At 60.8% G+C, this 21,227-nt stretch carries 18 protein-coding genes; 8 read left to right on the top strand and 10 right to left on the bottom strand.

What is annotated here, in order from left to right; all coding sequences use genetic code 11:
* The first annotated feature begins 44 nt into the window (after positions 1 to 44).
* Positions 45 to 881: a CvfB family protein gene (locus EIY72_RS00260; protein WP_093225374.1), complete on the top strand. Its 837-nt coding sequence runs from the start codon at positions 45 to 47 to the stop codon at positions 879 to 881.
* 189 nt (positions 882 to 1,070) lie between these two features.
* Complete coding sequence (locus tag EIY72_RS00255; RefSeq protein ID WP_093225372.1) at positions 1,071 to 2,003, top strand: DMT family transporter; 933 nt, start codon at positions 1,071 to 1,073, stop codon at positions 2,001 to 2,003.
* Here the strand turns inward: EIY72_RS00255 and EIY72_RS00250 are convergent.
* Positions 1,948 to 3,129, bottom strand: coding sequence for an MFS transporter (locus tag EIY72_RS00250; protein ID WP_093225370.1), 1,182 nt, complete (start codon positions 3,127 to 3,129; stop codon positions 1,948 to 1,950). The two genes, EIY72_RS00255 and EIY72_RS00250, sit on opposite strands and share 56 nt — an antisense overlap.
* A 104-nt stretch (positions 3,130 to 3,233) precedes the next feature.
* Between EIY72_RS00250 and ptrR the strand changes: the two genes are divergently transcribed.
* Both ptrR and EIY72_RS30185 read left to right on the top strand, forming a co-directional pair.
* Complete coding sequence (gene ptrR / locus EIY72_RS00245) at positions 3,234 to 4,127, top strand: putrescine utilization regulator PtrR (protein ID WP_093230693.1); 894 nt, start codon at positions 3,234 to 3,236, stop codon at positions 4,125 to 4,127.
* A 135-nt stretch (positions 4,128 to 4,262) separates the two neighbouring features.
* On the top strand, positions 4,263 to 4,391 hold the full coding sequence (locus EIY72_RS30185) for a PA1414 family protein (RefSeq protein WP_007914492.1): 129 nt from the start codon (positions 4,263 to 4,265) through the stop codon (positions 4,389 to 4,391).
* Between the two features lie 96 nt (positions 4,392 to 4,487).
* Here the strand turns inward: EIY72_RS30185 and EIY72_RS00240 are convergent, their stop codons facing one another.
* From EIY72_RS00240 to speB, 6 genes are all read right to left on the bottom strand, one after another.
* Complete coding sequence (locus EIY72_RS00240) at positions 4,488 to 4,739, bottom strand: phosphopantetheine-containing protein (RefSeq protein ID WP_093225367.1); 252 nt, start codon at positions 4,737 to 4,739, stop codon at positions 4,488 to 4,490.
* A gap of 69 nt (positions 4,740 to 4,808) precedes the next feature.
* Positions 4,809 to 5,534 carry an MBL fold metallo-hydrolase gene (locus tag EIY72_RS00235; protein WP_093225364.1) on the bottom strand — a complete coding sequence of 242 codons (726 nt, stop codon included), beginning with the start codon at positions 5,532 to 5,534 and terminating at the stop codon, positions 4,809 to 4,811.
* Positions 5,535 to 5,620: 86 nt separating this feature from the next.
* A complete protein-coding gene (locus EIY72_RS00230) occupies positions 5,621 to 7,000 on the bottom strand; it encodes a sodium:solute symporter family protein (protein WP_093225361.1) in 1,380 nt (459 codons plus the stop codon).
* 227 nt (positions 7,001 to 7,227) lie between these two features.
* Entirely contained in the window at positions 7,228 to 8,739 is a 1,512-nt protein-coding gene (locus EIY72_RS00225) for a purine-cytosine permease family protein (protein WP_093225358.1), read from the bottom strand.
* A gap of 55 nt (positions 8,740 to 8,794) precedes the next feature.
* Positions 8,795 to 9,217: a YybH family protein gene (locus EIY72_RS00220; protein WP_093225355.1), complete on the bottom strand. Its 423-nt coding sequence runs from the start codon at positions 9,215 to 9,217 to the stop codon at positions 8,795 to 8,797.
* 9 nt (positions 9,218 to 9,226) lie between these two features.
* Positions 9,227 to 10,177: an agmatinase gene (gene speB, locus EIY72_RS00215; protein WP_093225352.1), complete on the bottom strand. Its 951-nt coding sequence runs from the start codon at positions 10,175 to 10,177 to the stop codon at positions 9,227 to 9,229.
* Positions 10,178 to 10,533: 356 nt separating this feature from the next.
* Here speB and EIY72_RS00205 point away from each other — a divergent pair, with 356 nt between their 5' ends.
* Both EIY72_RS00205 and EIY72_RS00200 read left to right on the top strand, forming a co-directional pair.
* Entirely contained in the window at positions 10,534 to 11,427 is an 894-nt protein-coding gene (locus EIY72_RS00205) for a LysR family transcriptional regulator (protein WP_093225348.1), read from the top strand.
* A gap of 4 nt (positions 11,428 to 11,431) precedes the next feature.
* Entirely contained in the window at positions 11,432 to 12,028 is a 597-nt protein-coding gene (locus EIY72_RS00200; RefSeq protein ID WP_093225345.1) for a tRNA-uridine aminocarboxypropyltransferase, read from the top strand.
* Positions 12,029 to 12,173: 145 nt separating this feature from the next.
* Here the strand turns inward: EIY72_RS00200 and EIY72_RS00195 are convergent, their stop codons facing one another.
* Genes EIY72_RS00195 through EIY72_RS00185 form a run of 3 tightly spaced genes read right to left on the bottom strand, consistent with a single transcriptional unit; the run spans position 12,174 to position 17,090 of the window.
* The gene (locus tag EIY72_RS00195; protein WP_093225343.1) at positions 12,174 to 13,538 is read right to left on the bottom strand and encodes an HlyD family type I secretion periplasmic adaptor subunit; all 1,365 of its coding nucleotides are present in this window, start codon (positions 13,536 to 13,538) and stop codon (positions 12,174 to 12,176) included.
* Between the two features lie 9 nt (positions 13,539 to 13,547).
* Positions 13,548 to 15,707 (bottom strand): type I secretion system permease/ATPase, encoded by a 2,160-nt coding sequence (locus EIY72_RS00190; protein WP_093225341.1) that lies wholly within the window; start codon positions 15,705 to 15,707, stop codon positions 13,548 to 13,550.
* A gap of 18 nt (positions 15,708 to 15,725) precedes the next feature.
* Entirely contained in the window at positions 15,726 to 17,090 is a 1,365-nt protein-coding gene (locus tag EIY72_RS00185; protein ID WP_093225339.1) for a TolC family outer membrane protein, read from the bottom strand.
* 270 nt (positions 17,091 to 17,360) lie between these two features.
* Between EIY72_RS00185 and EIY72_RS30015 the strand changes: the two genes are divergently transcribed.
* A complete protein-coding gene (locus EIY72_RS30015) occupies positions 17,361 to 17,588 on the top strand; it encodes a hypothetical protein (protein WP_093225337.1) in 228 nt (75 codons plus the stop codon).
* Positions 17,589 to 17,677: 89 nt separating this feature from the next.
* A partial coding sequence (locus EIY72_RS00175) for a retention module-containing protein (protein ID WP_132680096.1) occupies positions 17,678 to 21,227 on the top strand: 3,550 nt, incomplete at its 3' end.

Raw genomic sequence — 21,227 nt, 5'->3', positions numbered from 1 at the left:
TTAAAAACGGGTAGAATGCCGCCCACGCAATGAGGGTATTGGACATGGCTTTAGTCGGGCGTTACAACAGTTTGCAAGTGGTTAAACACACTAACTTCGGTTTATATCTGGACGGCGGCGCAGATGGCGAAATCCTTCTGCCCAATCGTTATATTCCAAAAGATATTCCAAGCGAAGATGAAGACTGGCTCAACGTTTTTGTTTATCTGGACAGCGATGACAAACTTATCGCCACAACTGAAAAACCGAAAGTTCAAGTCGGTGAATTTGCCAGTTTGAAAGTTGTTGAAGTCAACAGTATCGGCGTATTCCTTGATTGGGGATTGCCAAAAGATTTGTTGCTGCCGTTTTCCGAAGAGAAGCGTCAGATGACCGCCGGCGAGTACGTGGTGGTGCATGTCTACCTCGACAAGCACACCCGCCGTATCACTGCCACCGCGCGCCTGGACCGCTATCTGGACAAGACCCCGGCCAACTATAGCGCCGGTCAGGAAGTTGACTTGCTGGTCGCCGAAGCCACCGACATGGGCTTCAAGGCCATCATCAACAACAAGCACTGGGGCCTGATTCACAAGAACGAAATCTTCAAGTTCATGCGCTCTGGCATGCAAGAAAAGGGTTTTATCAAGGAAGTACGAGCCGACGGCAAGATCAGCCTGAGCCTGCAACCTGTAGGGCAGGACGCGGCCACCAGCCTGAACTCGAAGATCCTCGCCAAGTTGCGTGAAAACAACGGCACCCTGGCAGTCAGCGACAAGAGTGATCCGGCGTTGATCAGCAGCCTGTTTGGCGTCAGCAAAGGCAACTTCAAGAAAGCCATCGGTGCGTTGTACAAGAATGGCCAGATTGTCATTCATGCCGATCGCATCGAACTCAGCTGATTTCGCCGGCAACACCCGGATGGCCGGAATGACGCGCACGGAGAGGTAAAGGTCTCTGACAGACGGCATTTTCTGGCCATTCGGTTAATAATCAACTGCACCCTTGCCCTGGCGCTTTTCCCAAGCAGACCGGGGCTTTTGTTTTGACTGCCGAGTCTGTGCCATGGATTGTTTTTTTGAGGTGTTGCGGTGAGCGCCACGCGGCGTGGCACCGACGGGTTTGCCCTGCAGGTGATGATCGGCCTGTGCCTGGTCTGGGGCATTCAGCAGGTGATGATCAAGTGGGCCGCGCCGGACATCGCGCCGGTCATGCAGGCTGCTGCGCGGTCGGGCATGTCGGCGTTGCTGGTCGGTCTGCTGATCTGCTGGAAGGGTGGCTGGAGTCAGGTACCCAACACCTGGCGTGGCGGTTTGCTCGCCGGTGCCTTGTTTGGCCTGGAATTCTTCTTCATTTCCGAAGGCCTGCAACTGACCACTGCTGCGCACATGTCGGTGTTTCTCTACACGGCGCCGATCTTCACCGCATTGGGCGTGCACTGGCTGTTGCCCAGTGAGCGTTTGCGGCCCTTACAGTGGGTGGGGATCCTGCTGGCCTTTCTCGGCATTGCCATTGCATTTGCCGGCGGTGTCTCCTGGGACCATCTCGATTCGCGCATGCTGATGGGCGACGCCCTGGCGATCCTTGCGGGGGCCGCGTGGGGCGCCACCACTGTGGTGGTGCGGGCATCGCGCTTGTCCGAGGCGCCGGTGACCTTGACCCTCTTCTATCAACTGATCGTCGGCTTTGTCGGCCTGATCTTAATCGCGCTGCTCAGCGGCCAGATCACCCACGTCAGCCTGACCCCGGTGGCCGTGGCCAGCGTGCTGTTCCAGGGCGTGGTGGTGTCGTTCTTCAGTTACCTCGTCTGGTTCTGGCTGTTGCGCCGCTACCTGGCGGCGAACCTTGCAGTGTTTTCGTTCATGACGCCGTTGTTCGGCGTCACGTTCGGTGTGGTGCTGCTGGGTGAAAAACTCAGCCTGAATTTCATCATTGGTGCCGTACTGGTGTTGTTTGGCATCACCTTTGTCAGCGCTGAACAGTGGTTGCGCCGGCGTCTGCGCAAAGCCCTCGGGCAGCGTTGAGCGGCGTGAGTAGCAGCCCACCGGCTAGCAGCAGGCCGCTACCGGCGACCACCAGCGCAGGCTGCAATCCGCCGCTGAAATGACTGCTCAGGGCCGCCAGCAGCGGCCCGCTGAGTTGGCCGACGGCGAAGCAGGCGGTCAACAGGCCGGCGTTGCGTTGAGTGGCATGGGGCGCCAGTTCCCGGGAACGTTGCATCACCAGTTGCATGCAGGCAAGGAACGGCGTGCCGCAGAGGATCACGCCCAGTGCCAGGCCGGGTCCATTGCCTAGCAGACAGGCGAAGACGCCCGCCGCTTGCAACCACAAGGTCGCCATCAACCAGCGCCGCGTCGCACCGGCCTGTTGCCGACGCAGGCTCACCAACACCACGCCGGTTGCGGCTGCCAGGCCGAAGCAGGGCCAGAACAGGTCGGCTTGCCACTGGCCATGGAACTGCGCGCTGGCCATCTGCGACAGAAAGGTCGCGGGGATGATGTAGCCCAGGCCGTATAGGCCGTAGATCAGGCCCAGGCGACCGATGCCCCGGCTGCCCGTCGTGGCGACAGCTGGAGCGGCACTCGCGTTGGCCACAGGCTGCGGCAGGAACGGCAGAATGCCCAGCAGCATCACCAAGCCTACTGCCGCATACACCAGCCACAGTGTGGCGGAAGTTTGCCCCAGCAAGTTCGAACCCAGCGCCAGCAGGCCTGTGAGGAAAATCCCCAGACCCGGTCCGGCAAAGACCAGGGCACCGAGACGCGGACGCCCGGCCGCTGCCGCCAGCGGCTGGCTCAGGGCGGTGATCATCACCAGCACCCAGGCACTGGCCACACCCGTACCAAAACGCAGCAACAGGTGCGACCAGAAACCGTTGGCCCAGAACGACGCCAGGGTCAGCAACACACACAGCCACAGGCCACCCAGCAAACGCCGGCGTATCTGCTCGGGGCGGCGGGCGAACATGGCGTCCACCGCACCGATGAAGTAACCGAGGTAGTTGGCGGCGGCAATCAGACCGGCGGCGGTCAGGTCGATCTGGCCTTCGCTGAGCAGGTGCGGCAGTTGCGGCGTCAGGGCGAAACGGCCAATGCCCATGGCCATCATCAGGGCGATAAAGCTGGCGGATAAGCGAATCAGCGCAGACATGGTCTGGACTCCGTGCAGAGGATCAATGACCGTCAGGCTAGAGTCGATTGACTTTCTTTAAAAATGAATAATATTAAGTAACTTGTTCTTTTTTGGAGAAGATCGTGGAGTTCAGCCAATTGCGCATCTTCCAGGCCGTGGCCGAGGAGGGCTCGATCACCCGGGCTGCGGAACGCCTGCATCGGGTGCCGTCGAACCTGTCGACCCGGCTCAAGCAACTCGAAGAGCAACTCGGCGTAGAGCTGTTTATGCGTGAGCGTCAGCGCTTGCAGCTCTCACCTGCGGGAAAAGTCCTGCTGGACTACACCGCCAGGCTGTTCGCCCTGCGTGATGAAGCCGGCGCTGCGGTACAGGGCGGTCAACCCGCTGGTGATTTCGTACTGGGCACCATGTACAGCACCGCCGCGATTCACCTGCCAGGATTGCTGGCGCGCTATCACCGCGAGTACCCGGCGGTGAATCTGCAAGTGCAGTCCGGGCCAAGTGGCGAGTTGCTTGAAGGCTTGCTTACCGGGCGGCTTGACGCGGCACTGGTGGATGGCCCGCTGGAAATGGCCGGGCTCGACGGTGTGCCATTGTGCGACGAACGGCTGGTACTGATCAGCGAGGCCGATCACCCGCCGGTGCGCAGCGCCAAGGATGTCGAAGGGCGTGCGGTGTTTACCTTTCGTCGAGGTTGTTCCTACAGGGCGCGCCTGGAGTCCTGGTTCGCCCATGATCACGCAACCATGGGCCGGCCGATGGAGATCGAGTCTTACCCAGGGATGCTGGCGTGTGTCATTGCGGGCTCTGGCGTGGCCTTGATGTCGGAATCGATGCTCGCCAGCCTGCCGGGACGGGAAGGTGTGGCGGTGCACCCGCTGGCCGAGCCGTTTGCCAGCGCCACCACCTGGCTGATGTGGCGTAAAGGCATGGTTGGGGCCAACCTGAACGCGTGGATCGAGCAGCAAAGGGCGATTTATCCGCCAGCGTCGGTGCAGTCGCAGGCCATTGCCTGAACGCGGGCTGATTGTGATGGATTCAGTAATAGTTCATTGCGACTTTGCGCGAGCATTACTCAGGACTTCGGACTATTATCTGTGCGAAGGGGCTACAGAATTTTGGCCGCTCGGCACTACCCTGAAGGGGGCACCATGAAAGAGAAAATCCAAAACTGGCTGCACGACCTGGGTGTCGCACTCGGTTTGATCGAACCGCCTCTGCAACCCGTGCCTATTCGTACTGACGACGAGCAACGCCGACGTCAGCAGCGTCGCCGGTAATCGTTACTGACCCGTAGCGGGCTTGTTGTGGTGAGGGGATAAATCCTCTCGCCATTTGCATCTGGATTGCCAACAGATCAGCTGTGGCAATCCACTTCAATGCCGCCCGATCTCCAACAAAAAACGGCTCAGATCATTCACAGTTCTGACTGACTTCAGCATCCGGTCTTCCTCGGCGGTAAACGCCGTCACATTCAGCTCATCTTCCATGTGGAAGATCAGTTCCTCGATATCTTCCTTGTCCAGACCCAACTGCGCCAGGCTGGTGCTGTCGTCGAAGTCATCCCGGCTTTCCAGCAGGCGGCTGATATAGCGATGCACGACGGCGCGTACGGCGGCTCTGTTCATGATGGTCTTCGCAGGCGTTGTTCTTGTTCTCCCTGGCGCTGTCGTCCCTGCCATTGATTACAGCAGGCATCAGTCGTGGGAGCGCTGCCATTGGTCAATCATGTCGCGCAGGTGCTCGCCGGAAAAACTGCCGAAATGGCCGCCATGCACCGTGCGGATTGGCAGTGCGTGCAAACGTCGCAGGCTGTTGGCGTAGTCTTCAAGGTTGGAGTGGTAGGCGTCTTCGATCAACGGGCCGTCGTAGATGATGTCGCCGCTGAACAGGGTTTCGGTGGTCGCTTCGTACAGACAGATGCCGCCCGGCGAGTGCCCCGGTGTGTGTACGACCTGCAAGACCCGATTGCCAAGATCCAGCACATCCCCGTCTTCGACAAAACCTGTGGCCGGCGCGGCCTTGACCCGGTACTCGGCGTAACACAGCGGGCAGTCGGGGTGCGCTTCGAACATGTCGTCGCCGACGAAGGCACGGCTGAGGTCATTTTCACCGTCCGGCGCGGCAAGAATGTCGGCTTCGGCCGGGTGCACCAGGCGCTCGGCGAACTCGTGATGACCGGCGATGTGATCGAAATGGCAGTGGCTGGCTACGGCGACCAATGGCCGCTCGGTGATCCATGGCAATTGTTCGCGCAGACTGACCAGTCCGGAGCCGCTATCAAGCAGCAGGTCCTTGTCGCGCCCTTGGATGTGCCAGAGGTTGCAGCGGTAGAAGGGGCGAATGTAGGGCTCGTGGATCAAGCGAATGCCGTCGCTGAGGTGTTTGACTTCGAACCACTGATCGCGGCTGACGATCTTCATGGGCAGTTTCCTTCAGGCGAAAAAAAACGAGTGTGGCAACCGACGCCACACTCGTCGAAGAAAGCATCAAGTCGTTATGTTTCAGCTTAGGCAGCGCTGGCCAATGTCGCCGAGCGGCGGGACAGCAGGCTGACCACCACGAAGCTCACCAGGCTGGCAACCAGGCTGTAGTAGATCGGGGTGTTGGCATCCAGACCGTCCTTGACCATGAACAGCAGGGCAGTGGCGAAACCCAGGCCCATGCTGGCGATGGCGCCGGCGGTAGTTGCACGTTTCCAGAAGATCGCACCCATCAGTGGAACCAGCATGCCGCCGACCAACAGGTTGTAGGCCAGGGTCAGGGCGCTGATCACGTCGTGTACCACCAGGGCGATACCCAGCACGACAATGCCGGTCAACAGGGTCACCAGGCGGTTCAGGCTCAGGCTCGACTGCTTGCCGCCACGCAGTTTAGGCAGCAGGTCTTCGCTCAGGGTGGTTGCGGCAGCCAGCAGGCCGGCGCTCGCGGTGGACATCATGGCGGCCAATGCGGCAGCGATCACCAGGCCACGGATACCGTCCGGCAGGGACAGCTTCACGATAGCGGCGAAGGCGTTGTTGACGTTGTCCAGATCCGGGATCAGTACGTGAGCGGCCATGCCGATCAGAGCGCAAACCAGACCGTAGACGATGCAGTAGAGACCTGCGGCGGTACCGGCGTATTGCGCGACTTTGGCGTTCTTGGCGGTGAACACCCGTTGCCAGATGTCCTGACCGATCAGGATGCCGAAGAAGTAGATCACGAAGTAGGTGATGATGGTGTCCCAGCCGATGGTGGTGAAGCTGAAGCTCGCCGCCGGCAGTTTGGCCACCAACTGATCCCAGCCGCCAACGCGGTACAGGCAGATTGGCAACAGGATGAACATCAGGCCCACGGTCTTGATGATGAACTGGACGATGTCAGTCAGGGTCAGGGACCACATGCCGCCGATCGCCGAGTAGACCACGACCACGCCACCGCCGAGCAATACCGAGATCCAGAACGGCAGGCCGAACAGCACTTGCAGGACGGTACCGATCGCCAGGATCGAAACCACGCCGATCATCAGCGCGTAGGCCAGCATGATCACCGCGCTCGCGGAGCGGGCCATCGGGTTGTAGCGCTTTTCCAGCACCTGGGTAACGGTGTAGATCTTCAGCTTCAACAGTGGCTTGGCGAGGAACAGGTTCAGCGCGACGATCCCGCAACCCAGTGCGGCACAGAGCCAGAAACCGGAGATGCCATGTACGTAGCCCAGGCGTACGGTGCCCACGGTGGACGCACCACCCAGGACGGTGGCGGCCATGGTGCCCATGTAGAGGCTTGGGCCGAGATTACGACCGGCAACCAAAAACTCTTCGTTGGTCTTGGCCTTGCGCATGCCGTAATAGCCGAGTAGCAGCATCGCGGCGGCGTAGATGAGTACAACGAATAAATCCAAAGCCATGATGGCGTGTCTCCGATTGTCTTTCTTATGTTGAAACTAAAAAGCAATGTGGCTGGGATCACATCTGTGGCGAGGGAGCTTGCTCCCGCTGGGCTGCAAAGCAGCCCCAATGCCTGCTGTCGGGTTTCTTCAGGAGAAACTCATCAGTCTGTTTTGCGACTGCTGCGCAGCCGAGCGGGAGCAAGCTCCCTCGCCACAGTGGTATCGCCTACCACCTTGAGCGTTTATCAGGCGACTTGTCGCATCGCCGGTTTAGCGAGCGAATCCTTGCTCTTGCTGCGCGGGTCGGTCGGGCCGTACACCGCTGCGGGTTCCGGGAACAGGCTCAACAGTGCCAGATACACCAGCGAGGCCAGGCCCAGGGTGACTGGCAGGCTGATATCGATACCACCGGCCATTTCGCCCAGTGGTCCGACAAACTGGCCCGGCAGGTTCACGAAGCACAGGCCGACGGCCGCGCTCGGGATCCAGGCACCCAGGCCACGCCAGTTCCAGCCGTGGGTGAACCAGTAACGGCCACCTTTCTCGCCACGGGTGAACACTTGCAGGTCATCCGGGCAGTAGAAGCCGCGACGCACCAGCAGGCCGATGATCATGATCACCATCCATGGCGTGGTGCAGGTGATGATCAGCACGGCGAAGGTCGACACGCTCTGCACCAGGTTCGCCGCGAAGCGTCCGATGAAGATGAACGCAATCGACATCACACCGATCAGCAGCGTTGCCTTGACCCGCGACAGGACGCGCGGGAACACGCTGGACATGTCCAGGCCGGTGCCGTAGAGCGAAGTGGTACCGGTGGACATGCCGCCGATCACCGCAATCAGGCACACCGGCAGGAAGAACCAGCTTGGCGACACCGCCAGCAGACCGCCTACATAGTTGTTGGCCGCGATGTAGTCCGGTGCCTTGATCGCCACGATGGTCGCGGTGGTCAGGCCGAACAGGAACGGAATGAAGGTCGCGATCTGCGAAATCACCACAGCCGCCATGATACGACGCTTGGAGGTGTCACGCGGAATGTAACGCGACCAGTCGCCGAGGAACGCACCGAAGGAAATCGGGTTGCTCATGGCCACCAGTGCAGCACCGATGAACGCGGCCCAGAAGCCAGGCTGACCGAGGTTGACGGTACCGGCGTAGTTCGCATCGAAAGGACCGGCGAAGGCGAAGATGCCCAGCAGGAACAGCAGGCTGGCACTCCACACCGCGATCTTGTTGACCCACAGCAGGAAGCGGAAGCCATAGATGCACACGGTCAGGACCAACACCGCGAACAGACCGTAGGCCAGGCCCAGGGTCAGGTCGGTTTCCGGCAGGCCGATCAGGCGTTTGGCGCCACCGATCAACGCATCACCCGAACTCCACACCGACAGCGAGAAGAAGGCGATGGCGGTCAGCAGAGACAGGAACGAACCGACGATCCGCCCGTGCACGCCGAAGTGCGCACCGGAAGACACGGCGTTGTTGGTGCCGTTGATCGGACCGAACAGGCCCATGGGGGCGAGGATCAGCGAACCGAGCAACACGCCCAGCACAATCGCCCAGACGCCCGCCTGGAAAGACAGGCCGAACAGTACCGGGAAACTGCCGAGAACGGCGGTGGCAAAAGTGTTCGAACCACCGAAGATCATCCGGAACAAGTCCGTCGGGCCTGCGGTGCGCTCGTTGTCCGGGATCTGCTCGACCCCGTAGGTTTCAATTTGTGTAAGGCTTTGGTCTTTGTTGTTGTTATTCATGATCTGCTCCGATCATAAAGGCGCGCTCATCGTGTGTGAGCGTCACCTGTTGTGGCTAAGGGGTTGGCAGCCCTTCCGGCAAGGCGGACAAGTGTTCGTGGCAGGCCAGCCAAAGGCCTTGTTGTTCTTGGCCAGACGCTTGTTTCCTGAAAACAATCGTCTCGCGCTCCTGGCTAAAGTGTTGCTCCCCTTGCATGCGCAGCTCGGTGGCTACGTCATGGATGAAAATCGCCACATCACCCTGCAGGCTGACGAAAGCGTTGCTCGAGGTGCACGACAGCACCTCGAAGCCATCCTCGGCGCGCCAGCTGTCCCACAACACCTGGTAGGCGTCGCGCGACAGCAGAGGCTGTTCGAGGGTGTAGAAGACGAAGCTGGCATCGGCGCTGAAGGCGCCGAAGTAGGCTTCGCGATCGTTGCGGGCAAAGGCCGACACCAGATCGGCGGCAGCTTTCAATACCTGATCACGTTCGTTCATGACCGATCCTCAGCGGTGGACTACGCCAGGCAGTACGCAGAGCATTTCGTACAGCAGGTTGGCGGCCAGCAGCGAGGTGTTGCCGGTGGTGTCATATGCGGGCGAGACTTCTACCAGATCGCAACCGATCAGGTCGAGACCCTGGCAGCCGCGAACGATTTCGATCGCCTGAATGGTGGTCAGACCGCCAATTTCCGGGGTGCCGGTACCTGGAGCCCAGGCCGGGTCGATACCGTCGATGTCGAAGCTCAGGTACACCGGACCGCCGCCGACTTTCTCGCGAACTTCGGCCATCAAAGGTTCCAGGGATTTGTGCCAGCACTCTTCGGCCTGGACCACACGGAAGCCCTGGTTGCGGCTCCAGTTGAAGTCGTCAGCGGTGTAGCCCTGGGCGCGCAGGCCGATCTGGACCACGCGGTCCGGGTCGATCAGGCCTTCTTCAACGGCGCGACGGAAGGTGGTGCCGTGGGCGATTTTCTCGCCGAACATGTGATCGTTCACATCCGCGTGAGCGTCGATGTGCACCAGGCCGACCTTGCCGTGCTTTTTATGGATGGCACGCAGGATTGGCAGGGTGATGGTGTGGTCGCCGCCCAAAGTCAGCGGGATCACGTCGTGTTCGAGGATGTTGTCGTAGGACTCTTCGATGATCCGCACGGCATCCAGCAGGTTGAAGGTGTTGATCGCTACGTCGCCGATGTCGGCAACCGACAGCGAGTCGAACGGTGCAGCACCGGTGGCCATGTTGTACGGGCGGATCATTACCGATTCGGCGCGGATGTCACGTGGCCCGAAACGGGTGCCCGGACGCAGCGAAGTACCGATGTCCAGGGGCACGCCTACAAAGGCAGCGTCCAGACCGGCAGCGGTAGGTACATGGGGGAGTCGGAGCATGGTGGCGATGCCGCCGAAGCGCGGCATTTCGTTGCCGCCCAGTGGTTGGTGAAGAATCTTGTCCACGGGTATGGCCTCATCGTCGTTTGTTTTATTTGTGTCGGTTGCGCCGCTCACGGGAGGTACGGGCACCGTTGTGGGCGGATTCTGCGAAATGTAGTGGGCGGGAAGAATCGCTACGCGCAAATACTTAGTTCAGATTTTTCTAAACTAATGGCCGATACGGCGTTAGACTTGCGGCCATGTGCCGCACTCCTGTGGCGAGGGAGCTTGCTCCCGCTGGGCTGCGCAGCGGCCCCACACCCATTCACTGAATTTTTACAGGCTGAATGCATCCGCAGGTTTACGACTGCTGCGCAGCCGAACGGGAGCAAGCTCCCTCGCCACAAGTGAATACGCATGACCTTGCTTCCGGAGTACCCATGGCCAACGCTTTACCCGACCTGAAACTATTGCGCATCTTTGTCAGCGTGGTGCGTCATCAGGGCTTCGCCAACGCCCAGCAGGAGCTCAATCTGTCGACGTCGGCGATCAGCACCTACATGAGCCAACTCGAAGCGGCCCTGGGCCTGGTGTTGTGCCATCGTGGCCGCGGCGGTTTCAGCCTCACCAGCAAGGGCGAGCTGTTCCATCAGGAGACCCTGCGTCTGTTAGGCGAACTTGAAGGGTTCGAACAGTACGCCGCCGCCCTCAAGGGTGAATTGCGCGGCACCTTGAACCTGGGGGTGATCGACTCCACCGTCAGCGACAAGGCCTTGCCCTTCGCCGAAGCCATCGGCGGCTATAGCCAGGAACACCCGGCCGTGCACTTGCACCTGTCGGTGATGAGCCCTTACGAATTGCAGCTCGGTGTGCAGGACAATCGTCTTGATCTGGCCATTGGCGCGTTTTCCACGCGCATGAGCGGTCTGGTGTACATGCCGCTGTACCGCGAGCAGCACTGGTTGTATTGCAGTACCCGCCATCCGTTGTTCAACGAACGACGCATTCCCGAACAGGTCATCACCCAGCAGCGCATGGTCGGTCGTGGTTACTGGAGCCAGGCGGAACTGGCGCGACACGGTTTCAAGCACAGCGCCGCGACCGTGGAAAGTATGGAAGCACAGTTGATTCTGGTGTTGTCGGGCGCCTACATCGGCTACTTGCCGGAACACTATGCCCAGGCCTGGGCCGACAGGGGCGACTTGCGCGTGTTGCTGCCGGCGACCTTCGGTTATCAGGCTCCGTTCTCGATGATCATGCGCCGGGGACGCAGTCGCGAACCCTTGATCCAGACCTTCCGCGATTTGCTCAAAGCGCAACTGAACCAGGCTTGAAACGATGTCCAGAATCCAGTGCGAACGCTGCTTGCGCCCACAGAGCCACTGCCTGTGCCCGTTGATTCCGAACCTCGACAGTCGCACGCGGGTGTTGCTGTTGCAGCACCCGAGCGAAGTGAAACATGCGTTGAACACGGCGCGATTGGCGGCCTTGGGCCTGAACAATGCTGAGTTGATCGTCGGCGAGGTGTTCGAGGATCTGCCAGCGCTGTTGAATCGACCGGGTTATCAGGCGCGCTTGTTGTTTCCTGGTGACGACGCGCAGCCGATGCGGGCTTACAGGGTTTCGGATCTGCCTTTGTTACTGGTGGTTCCCGACGGCACCTGGCGCAAGGCGCGCAAGATGCTGCACCTCAACCCGTTGCTGGCAGCGTTGCCAAGGGTGACCCTGGCCGAGGGCGGGGTTTCCCGTTACCGGCTGCGCAAGGCGCCGGGACCGGGGGCCTTGTCGACGGTGGAGGCCATTGTGCAGGCGCTGGAAAGTCTTGAAGCGCCGACTACGTTTGCACCTTTATTGAAGCCTTTCGAGGCATTGATCGAGGGGCAGATTGCGGCGATGGGGGAGGAGACATTCCAGCGTAATCACGGCCCGGGATAATGGCTGGTTTTGATGGCCCCATCGCGAGCAAGCTCGCTCCCACGGTGTCCGTGTCGTAGGTGGTTTTTGCGAACGACAGTGAACCTGTGGGAGCGAGCTTGCTTTCGATGGCGGCAGGAAGTCATCTGCAGAATGCTGTTCAGGGCTACCTTTCGCGCATCGCCTCGGTCCTTGCCTTCAACACCGGCTTGAGCAAGTAATCAAGCACCGTCTTCTCTCCGGTAATGATGTCTACCGTGGCCACCATCCCCGGAATGATCAGCAATGGTTTCACATCCCCGCCCAAGTGGTTTTTGTCCGTGCGTACCTGGATCAGATAGAAGCTGTTGCCCTTGTCATCGGTGATGGTGTCAGCCCCGATCAGCTCCAGCTTCGCGCTCAAGCCACCGTAGATCGTGTAGTCGTAGGCGCTGAACTTGACCATGGCTTTCTGGCCCGGGTGCAGGAACGCCACATCCTGTGGCCGGACCTTGGCTTCGATCAGCAGATTGTCTTCCAGCGGGACGATTTCCACCATGTCGCTGCCCGGCTGGACCACGCCGCCAATGGTGTTGACCTTGAGCACCTTGATGATGCCGTGGACCGGTGACACCACCGTGGTGCGAGTCACGCGGTCATCGATGGCAATGCTCGAAGCCGTTATTTTCGACAGGTCGGTGCGTTTCTCATTGAGTTCCTTTGCCGCGTCCGAGCGAAAGGTCTGTTCGGACTCGTCGATCTTGCTCTTGATCTCGTTGATCGCCGATTCAGCCCGGGGAATTGCCAGGGTGGTGGCGTCCAAAGAGCCGCGGATCTCCACGGCACTGCGCTTGAGCCGGAGGATTTCCACCGGCGACACCGCGCCGGTGCCCACCAGCGGCGTCGACATGTTCATCTCTTGTTGCAATAGCGCCAGGCTGGAGCTGTATTGCCCCTGTTTCGAGCGAAACTCCGCCAGTTCCTGGGTTTTTTGCCGAAGTTGTTCGCTCAAGGTGCGTTGTTCACTGGCCAGGCGACGTTGGCGCTGGTCGTACAGCGAGCGCTCGTCTTCGGCCACTTGCGGCGCTTTGGCAATCACTTCTTCTGACAGCTTGAATGGGCGACCTTCGGCTTCGGCAGACAGCCGTTCGACCTGAGCGGTCAGGGCATAACGATCTGCTTCGCTTTCGCCCTTGTTCGACAGGTAGCGGGTGTCATCGAGGCGCAATAGGGTGTCGCCTTTGTTCACCATTTGTCCTTCGCGCACGAAGATTTCGGTGACGATGCCGCCCTCGAGGTTCTGGATCACCTGGACCTTGCTCGAGGGAATCGCCTTGCCTTCGCCCATGGTGACTTCCTGCAGCACGGCGAATTTGGCCCAGACCAGCGCGCTGACAATCAGCCCTGCCGCCAGCCACACAGTGATCCGCGACCAGCGCGGCGAGTCCTGCAGCGCGGCGCCGGCGGTTTCCGGCATGAACTCGGTTTCGACGTTTTTGTTGAAACTGTCGAAGTAGCCGCGCTGTTTCGAGGAATCCGATGAAGCAGACATAGGCAGCTCCTAGACAGCCGCAGAGCCGACGCGGCCCTTGCGCAGTGCATCGATGACCGCTTCTTTCGGACCGTCGGCAACGATCCGTCCGTTATCCAGCACCACCAGGCGATCGACCAGGCTGAGCATCGAGGTGCGATGGGTCACCAGCAGGACGGTTTTACCCTGGACCCAGCCGTGGAGTTTCTGCCGCAGGACGTCTTCGCTGCTGTTGTCCATGGCGCTGGTGGGTTCGTCGAGCAACATGATCGGCGGGTCCAGCAACAGGGCGCGGGCCAGCAGCACGGCCTGCCGTTGACCACCCGAGAGTAACTGCCCGCGCTCACCTACGGGGCGGTCGAAGCCTTGCGGATGCTGGCGAGCCAGTTCAGTGACGCCGGTGAGTTCGGCCACTTCGAGCATGCGCGAGTCGCTGATGTAGCGCGCACCGAGGGTCAGGTTGTCGCGCAGGCTGCCGGCCAGCAGCGGCAGGTCGTGGGCGACGTAACCAATCTGATGGCGCAGGTCGGCGACGTCCAGTTGCCGCAGGTCGAGGTTGTCCAGCAGTAACTGGCCTTCGTCGGGTTCGTAAAAGCCCATGACCAGCCGCGCCAGGGTGCTTTTGCCGGAACCGCTGCGGCCAATGATGCCGATGCGCTCGCCAGGTTTGACGCTGAAGCTGATGTTGGCCAGGGCCGACGCACTCTGGCCGTTGTAGTGAAAAGTCACGCCGACAACATCCAGCGCGCCTTGCAGTTGCGTGCGCTCCAGCGGACGCTGTTTGCTGTCGCGCTCCTGGGGCAGGCCCATCAGCGCGTCGGTGCTTTTCATGGTCAGTTGCGCTTGCTGGTAGCGGGTGATCAGGCCGGCGATTTGCCCCAGCGGCGCCAGCACGCGACTGCCGAGCATGTAGCTGGCCACCAGCGCACCCACGCTGAGGTTGCCGGCGATGATGCTGTACACCCCGGCCACGATGGTCGCCATGCCGGACAGTTGCTGGATGAACAATGTGCCGTTGGTGGCCAGCGCCGCGAGGTTACGCGCGTGACTGTCGAGGCGGGTGAGGGCGCCGTGGGTACTTTCCCATTTGTGCTGGCGTTCACTTTCAGCGCTGCAGGCCTTGAGGGTTTCCAGGCCGCTGAGGGTTTCGATCAGCAGCGCCTGGCGTTCGGCACCGAGGCTCAGGCTTTTCTGCACGGTGTCGCGCAGGCGGGCCTGAATGATCATGGCGAAGAGGATGGTGATGGGAAACGCCAGGATCGGAATCACCACCAGCCAGCCGCCGAGCAGGCCGATCACCAGCAGCATCAGCAGGCAGAAGGGCAGGTCGATCAGGCTGGTGAGGGTGACGGCGGTGAGAAACTCGCGCAGGCCCTGGAAGTCGTGAATGCTCTGGGCAAAGCCGCCGATCGTGGCAGGGCGGGCCTTCATCGACATGCCGGTAATGCGCTCGAACAGCGTGGCCGAGAGAATCACGTCGGTTTTCTTGCCAGCGGTGTCGAGCAGGTGCGCGCGCACCACACGCAGCACCAGTTCGAAGCCGGTGCCGATCAACAGGCCGATCGACAGCACCCACAGGGTCGAAGTGGCCTGGTTGGGCACCACGCGGTCGTAGGTCTGCATGACGAACAACGGCACCATCAGGCCCAGCAGGTTGATCAACAGGCTGGCCAGGATGGCATCGCTGTACAGCCATTTCGACAATTTCAGGGTGTCGCGAAACCAGGCCTGCACTCGCGGCACCAACGGCGAGCGCAGGTCTTCCAGTTCGTGGCGTGGCCGGGCGAACAAGGCCTGGCCGCTGTAGTGTTCGGCAAGCTCCTGCGGGCTGATCCATTGTTCGCCACCGTCGGCTTCGCTGGGCAGGATCAGCACCTTGCCGTCCTCGCCATAGCGGCGCAGCACCGCCGTGCGGCCGTCGTTGAGCAACAGCAGTACGGGCAGGTTGAGCGGGGAGATGTCCTTGAGATCGCGGCGCAGCAGGCGCGCCTGCAAACCGGCCCGGGCCGCTGCACGGGGCAGCAGGTCCAGGCTCAGGCGTTGGTGTGCCATTGGCAGCCCGGCACTCAGGCTGGCGCGACTGACCGTCGCGCCGTGGAGTTTGCAGAGGATCAACAGACCGTCCAGAAGCGGGTCATCGAAGCTCAGGCGTGGATCGATCCCCGTGTTGCCGGGTTCCATGCTGGTCATATTGATCGCTCCCAGGCACTACTTCAGTTCAGGCAAGCGCGCTTCGTTCTTCACTTCGGTCTGGGCGATGGCGTCAGCGGGCAGCACTACGCGTTGCTTGCTCAGCAACTGGCCCATGTTCGCCAGTACGCGGTACATCGAGAACTCCTCGGTGTAACGCACTTCGGTGTAGCGACGGTTGGCGTTGTAGAGCTCGTTTTCACTGTCGAGCAAATCGAGCAGGGTACGTTGTCCGAGACCGAACTGGTCCTGATAGGCCATGCGCACGCGTTTACTGGTTTCGGCATACTCGCGGGCCGTCGGCGTTTGCTTCTTGGCGTTGAGCATGGCGTTCCAGGCCAGGTGAATGTTTTCGTTGAGCTGGCGCAGGGCATTGTTACGGATGTCCATTGCCTGGTTGATCTTGTGCGCGTCGGACGCCAGGCGCGCCTTGTCGCTGCCGCCGCGGAACAGGTTGTAGTTCATCACCACACCGACCCGCCATTCGTTGTCATGGCCTTCATCGCCCTGCACGTTGTTGTTCGCACCCACGGCGGCCTCGGCGTCGAAGCGCGGGTAGAACGGCGACTTGGCAACTTCATACTGGCTCTCGGCCGATTGCACGTCCGCCTGCGCGGACTTCAGGTACGGGTTGTTCTCGACCATGCTCTGCTGAGCTTCGGGCAGGCTGGTGGGCACTTCACCGCGAATCGATGGCGGCGCTTCGAGTTCATCGGGCAGGCGCCCGACCACGGCGTAGAAATTCGATTCGGCGTCGGCCAGGTCGACCTGGGCCGTATCGAGGTTGTTTTCCGCCAATGCCCGACGTGCTGTGGACTGGTCGGCGTCGGCGTTGCTGCCAATACCGCGCTGGGTGCGCAGGCCGATCTGGTCGTTGACCCGCAGGTGCGCTTGCAGGTTGTTCTTGGCCAATGTCACCAATTCACGGCGCTTGAGCACTTCGAGGTAGACCTCGGTGGTGCGCAGGGCCAGATCCTGGGCGGTGCCTTGGGCGTAGTAGGCGCGGGAGTTGACCACGCCTTTGGTGCGTTCAACTTCATTGGCGGTGTTGAAACCGTCGAACAGCATCTGCCGCAGGCGCAATTCCGACTGGGTGTAATTGAGGGTTTCGGTGTTGTGTCCGCTCGGCGTGAGCGCGCGGGTGTTGGTGTTGTCGCTGTAGCCGCGGCCATAGGCGGCGTTCAGATCGACTGATGGGTAAAAACCACCCTTGGCGACCTTCACATCCTCGTCAGCCGACAGACGGCTGTCTACCCGCGAGGCGAGCTCGGGGTGGGTTGCGATGGTGCTCTGGATGGCTTCGGTCAGCGTCATTGCCTGGGCCTGAGACATGCAGGCCATCGCCAAAAGAACCGCGCTGCAGAGGGGGGTTAACTGGCGCATGGTGCATCTCCCTGATTCCTGATGGTGCTTATCAGTCGCCAATTATTTGACGACATTTTTTAATAAAGTTGTTTCATGCCTTTAACAAAAGAGCTAAGAACATTCTGGAGCGTAGCTAAGAAATTTTTCTCATAAGGTTTATGCCGAAAAAAACTTATGCGCTCCGCCAAATCCAGCACATTGTTCACTTGCAAAGCCCCGGAATCATGAGCTTTAGGGCGCTCACCGGAGCTTGAGAAAAAAGTTCCAATCCACTTATCGACATAGGGCGTGGAAGTGCTGGAGGGGAGGGATGCGACGATCTTTGGTGACGGTTTTTTGTCACTGGTGATTCAAGATCGTTACGCATTGCTCACTGGGCAGGTTGTTGCGAAACAGGAGGCGCATGCCGTTGATTGCATGGACTTTTTCCGAATCGCAGACATCGCCGGTGAGTTAATGAAAGGACGAGAGAGTCGCCAGGGCCGTGGTTTACGGCCGGTAACCGGCACGCGGTAGACGATCCGTTCAGCAACCCGTTTGAGCCATGAGCACGTTCTTCGCACAAAACAGGCTGCCGGCAGCAGTTGGCAGCGGAGGAAGTGCACATGGCAACGCTCATCGGAATCGTCAGCAAGGTCATTGGTCAGGTGTTTGCGGTGTCGAGTGATGGCACTCGCCGGGCGTTGGTCGAGGGCGATCGCCTGTTCGCCGGCGACCAGTTGAACACCGGCGCTGAAGGTGCAGTCGCGGTGCATCTGCAAAACGGCCAGGAACTGACCCTCGGGCGTGGCAGCAGCCAGCAGATGACCGTGCAAATGCTCAGCGACCAGATCCCCCATGTGGATACCGCTGACACGGCGACCCCCTCTCAGGCGCAATTGACCGACGTCGAGCAACTGCAAAAAGCCATTGCCGCCGGTGACGACCCGACCCAAACCGCCGAAGCCACTGCCGCCGGGCCGTCCTTCACCGGTCCTGGCGGGCCGCAGGGTGGCGGGCATAGTTTTGTCCTGCTGGAAGAAGTCGGTGGTCGGGTTGATCCCACCATCGGTTTCCCTACGGCTGGTTTCAACGGCATTCCGGAGTTCCCCGAGGAGCGCTTTGCGGCGAATCCGGACAACGGTGCGCCATCTGTTGACGCAGTGGTGCCCCCAGTAACGCCAGTCACTCCGGTAACGCCGGTGATTCCAGTGGTCCCGGAAACCCCGAACAATCCTGTCACCCTGACCGGCCTGTCGGTGAGTGGCGGCGAGTTGACCGTCAACGAAGCCAACCTGCCCACCGGTTCGTCCGCCAATCCATCGGCGCTGACCCAGAGCGGCACCTTCACCGTGACCGCGCCCGACGGGCTGACCAACCTGAGCGTCGGCGGGATCAACGTGGTGGTCGGCGGTGTGAGCGCCGGTTTCCCGCAGTCGATCACCACGCCGTTGGGCAGCACCCTGACCGTGACCGGGTACAACGCCAGCACCGGTGTCGTGAGTTACAGCTACACCCTCAACGGCTCGGAAACCCATGCCAGCGGTGACGGCACCAACAGCCTCAGCGAACATTTCAGCGTGGTTGCCGGCGACAGCAATGGCGACAGCGCCACCGGTTCGCTGGACGTCAACATCACCGATGACGTGCCCAAGGCCGTGGACGACAGCAACGCTTCTACCGCCTCGGAAACCCTGCTGACCCTCAACGGCAACGTGCTGAGCAACGACGTGCAAGGCGCGGACCGGGTAACGGTCGGCGAAAACTCCGGGCCAATCACCCCCGGTACCTTCACCGGCACTTACGGCACCCTGGTGTTGAACGCCAACGGCACTTACACCTACACCCTCAATACCAATGACGCCGACTTCAAAGCCCTGCACGGCGGCGGCAATGGCACCGAAACCTTTACCTACACCATCACCGATGCGGACGGTGACAGCAGTACGGCGAACCTGGTGCTGCAGATCCACAACAATGACGATCCTGTGGTCATCAGCGGACTGGACGTGAACGGCGGTGAGCTCACCGTTTACGAGAAAAACCTCAGCACCGGCAGCGCACCGGACTCCACCGCGCTGACCCAGAACGGCACCTTCACCATCACTGCGCTCGACGGCGTGACCACCCTGACTGTCGGCGGCATCGCCGTGGTCACCAACGGGGTGGCGGCCGGCTTCCCGCAATCGATCACCACACCCCTGGGCAGCACGCTGACCATCACCGGTTTCAACGCCGCGACCGGTGTCGTGAGCTACAGCTACACCCTTGATCACAATGACGCGCATCCGACGGCTAACGGTGCCAACTCGCTGTCCGAGCATTTTGGCGTGACCGTGGTTGACGACAACGGCACCACCGCCAATGCCTCGCTGGACGTCAATATCGTCGACGACCTGCCCAAGGGGGTGGACGACAGCAACGCCTCGACCGCGTCCGAAACCCTGCTGACCCTCAGCGGTAACGTGCTGACCAACGACGTGCAGGGCGCGGACCGGGTAACGGTCGGCGAGAATTCCGGGCCAATCACCCCTGGTACCTTCACTGGCACTTACGGCACCCTGGTGCTGAATGCCAACGGCACTTACACCTACACCCTGAACACCAATGACGCCGACTTCAAAGCCTTGCACGGCGGCGGCAATGGCACCGAGACCTTCACCTACACCATCACCGATGCGGACGGCGACAGCAGCACCGCGAACCTGGTGCTGCAGATCCACAATAACGACGATCCGGTGATCCTCAATGGTCTTGATGTCAGTGGCGGTGAACTGACCGTCTACGAGAAAAACCTCAGCGACGGCACCAGTCCTGATGCACCCGCGCTGACGCAAAGCGGCACCTTCACGGTGACTGCACTCGACGGCCTGCAAACCTTGACCGTCGGTGGCATAGCGGTGGTCACCAACGGCGTGGCCGCGGGCTTCCCGCAATCGGTGACGACGCCCTTGGGCAGCACCCTGACCATCACCGGCTACAACCCGGTCACCGGTGTGGTCAGCTACAGCTACACCCTGGTGGAGCACGAAACCCATCCGACCGGGAATGGTGCCAACAGCATCACCGAGAATTTCAACGTCGTCGCGACCGACACGGACGGCAGTTCGGCGAGCGGGCAGATCAACGTCAACATCGTCGACGACCTGCCCAAGGCCAACCCCGACTCTACTTCCGTGCAGGAAGGCGGCACGGTCAGCGGCAACGTGCTGGACAACGACATCGGCGGTGCTGACGGCCCGGCACTCAGTGGCGCGGTGGTCGGTGTGCGCGCAGGTTCCGACACCTCGACCTCGGCCATTGGCGGCCTCAACTCGCAGATCAACGGCACCTACGGTTATCTCACTCTGGATGCCCAGGGCAATGCGGTGTACCACAGCAACCCGAACTCAGTGAGCGGCCCCGGCGCGGTGGATGTTTTCACCTACACCGTGCGTGACTCTGATGGCGATGAAAGCACTACCACCATCACTATCGACGTCTACAACAGCTGCCTCAAGGCGGTCAGCGACAACGATGTCACGGTCTACGAAAAAGCCCTCGACCTGACCAAGGACGGCAACGACCTGGCGGCGGGTACCGTGGTCGGCAGTGATCCGCACAATACTGGCGAAACCGCGTCCGGCACCTTGGTCGGTTCGGTGACGGGCGCTGTCGGCGCGATCACCTACGCGCTGGTCGGCAGCAATGTCGGTGCCTACGGGCAGATTCAAATCAACGCCAACGGCACTTATACCTACACGCTGACTTCGCCACCGAGCACCTCGCCGCACAGTAACGACGGCCCGAACGTTACCCATGAAAGCTTCACCTATCAGGCCACCGACTCGTTGGGCAACGTGGTTACCAGCACTATCGTCGTCAACATCGTCGACGATGTGCCCAAGGCCGTGGCGGACAGGGACTCGGTGCAAGAGGGCGGCACGGTCAGCGGCAACGTGCTGGACAACGACATCGGCGGTGCCGACGGCCCGGCTCTCGGTGGGGCAGTAGTCGGCGTGCGCGCCGGTTCCGATACCTCGACCTCGGCCATCGGCGGGCTCAACTCACAGATCAACGGCACCTACGGCTACCTGACTCTCGATGCCCACGGTAACGCTGTGTACCACAGCAACCCCAACTCGGTCAGCGGCCCAGGTGCGGTGGATGTGTTCACCTACACCGTGCGTGATTCTG

It is taken from the genome of Pseudomonas vancouverensis, from assembly GCF_004348895.1.
In the GTDB taxonomy this organism is placed as follows: Bacteria; Pseudomonadota; Gammaproteobacteria; order Pseudomonadales; family Pseudomonadaceae; genus Aquipseudomonas; species Aquipseudomonas vancouverensis.
This window is presented reverse-complemented; position numbering and strand designations above follow the sequence as displayed.

What these genes read in the sequence shown, in the direction of transcription:
- EIY72_RS00240 (WP_093225367.1), bottom strand. Translation starts at nt 4,739, where the DNA reads ATGAACAGAGCCGCCGTACGCGCCGTCGTGCATCGCTATATCAGCCGC.
- EIY72_RS00250 (WP_093225370.1), bottom strand. Translation starts at nt 3,129, where the DNA reads ATGTCTGCGCTGATTCGCTTATCCGCCAGCTTTATCGCCCTGATGATG.
- EIY72_RS00235 (WP_093225364.1), bottom strand. Translation starts at nt 5,534, where the DNA reads ATGAAGATCGTCAGCCGCGATCAGTGGTTCGAAGTCAAACACCTCAGC.
- EIY72_RS00220 (WP_093225355.1), bottom strand. Translation starts at nt 9,217, where the DNA reads ATGAACGAACGTGATCAGGTATTGAAAGCTGCCGCCGATCTGGTGTCG.
- EIY72_RS00200 (WP_093225345.1), top strand. Translation starts at nt 11,432, where the DNA reads ATGTCCAGAATCCAGTGCGAACGCTGCTTGCGCCCACAGAGCCACTGC.
- EIY72_RS00205 (WP_093225348.1), top strand. Translation starts at nt 10,534, where the DNA reads ATGGCCAACGCTTTACCCGACCTGAAACTATTGCGCATCTTTGTCAGC.
- EIY72_RS00230 (WP_093225361.1), bottom strand. Translation starts at nt 7,000, where the DNA reads ATGGCTTTGGATTTATTCGTTGTACTCATCTACGCCGCCGCGATGCTG.
- EIY72_RS00190 (WP_093225341.1), bottom strand. Translation starts at nt 15,707, where the DNA reads ATGACCAGCATGGAACCCGGCAACACGGGGATCGATCCACGCCTGAGC.
- EIY72_RS00225 (WP_093225358.1), bottom strand. Translation starts at nt 8,739, where the DNA reads ATGAATAACAACAACAAAGACCAAAGCCTTACACAAATTGAAACCTAC.
- EIY72_RS00195 (WP_093225343.1), bottom strand. Translation starts at nt 13,538, where the DNA reads ATGTCTGCTTCATCGGATTCCTCGAAACAGCGCGGCTACTTCGACAGT.
- EIY72_RS30185 (WP_007914492.1), top strand. Translation starts at nt 4,263, where the DNA reads ATGAAAGAGAAAATCCAAAACTGGCTGCACGACCTGGGTGTCGCACTC.
- EIY72_RS00185 (WP_093225339.1), bottom strand. Translation starts at nt 17,090, where the DNA reads ATGCGCCAGTTAACCCCCCTCTGCAGCGCGGTTCTTTTGGCGATGGCC.
- EIY72_RS00260 (WP_093225374.1), top strand. Translation starts at nt 45, where the DNA reads ATGGCTTTAGTCGGGCGTTACAACAGTTTGCAAGTGGTTAAACACACT.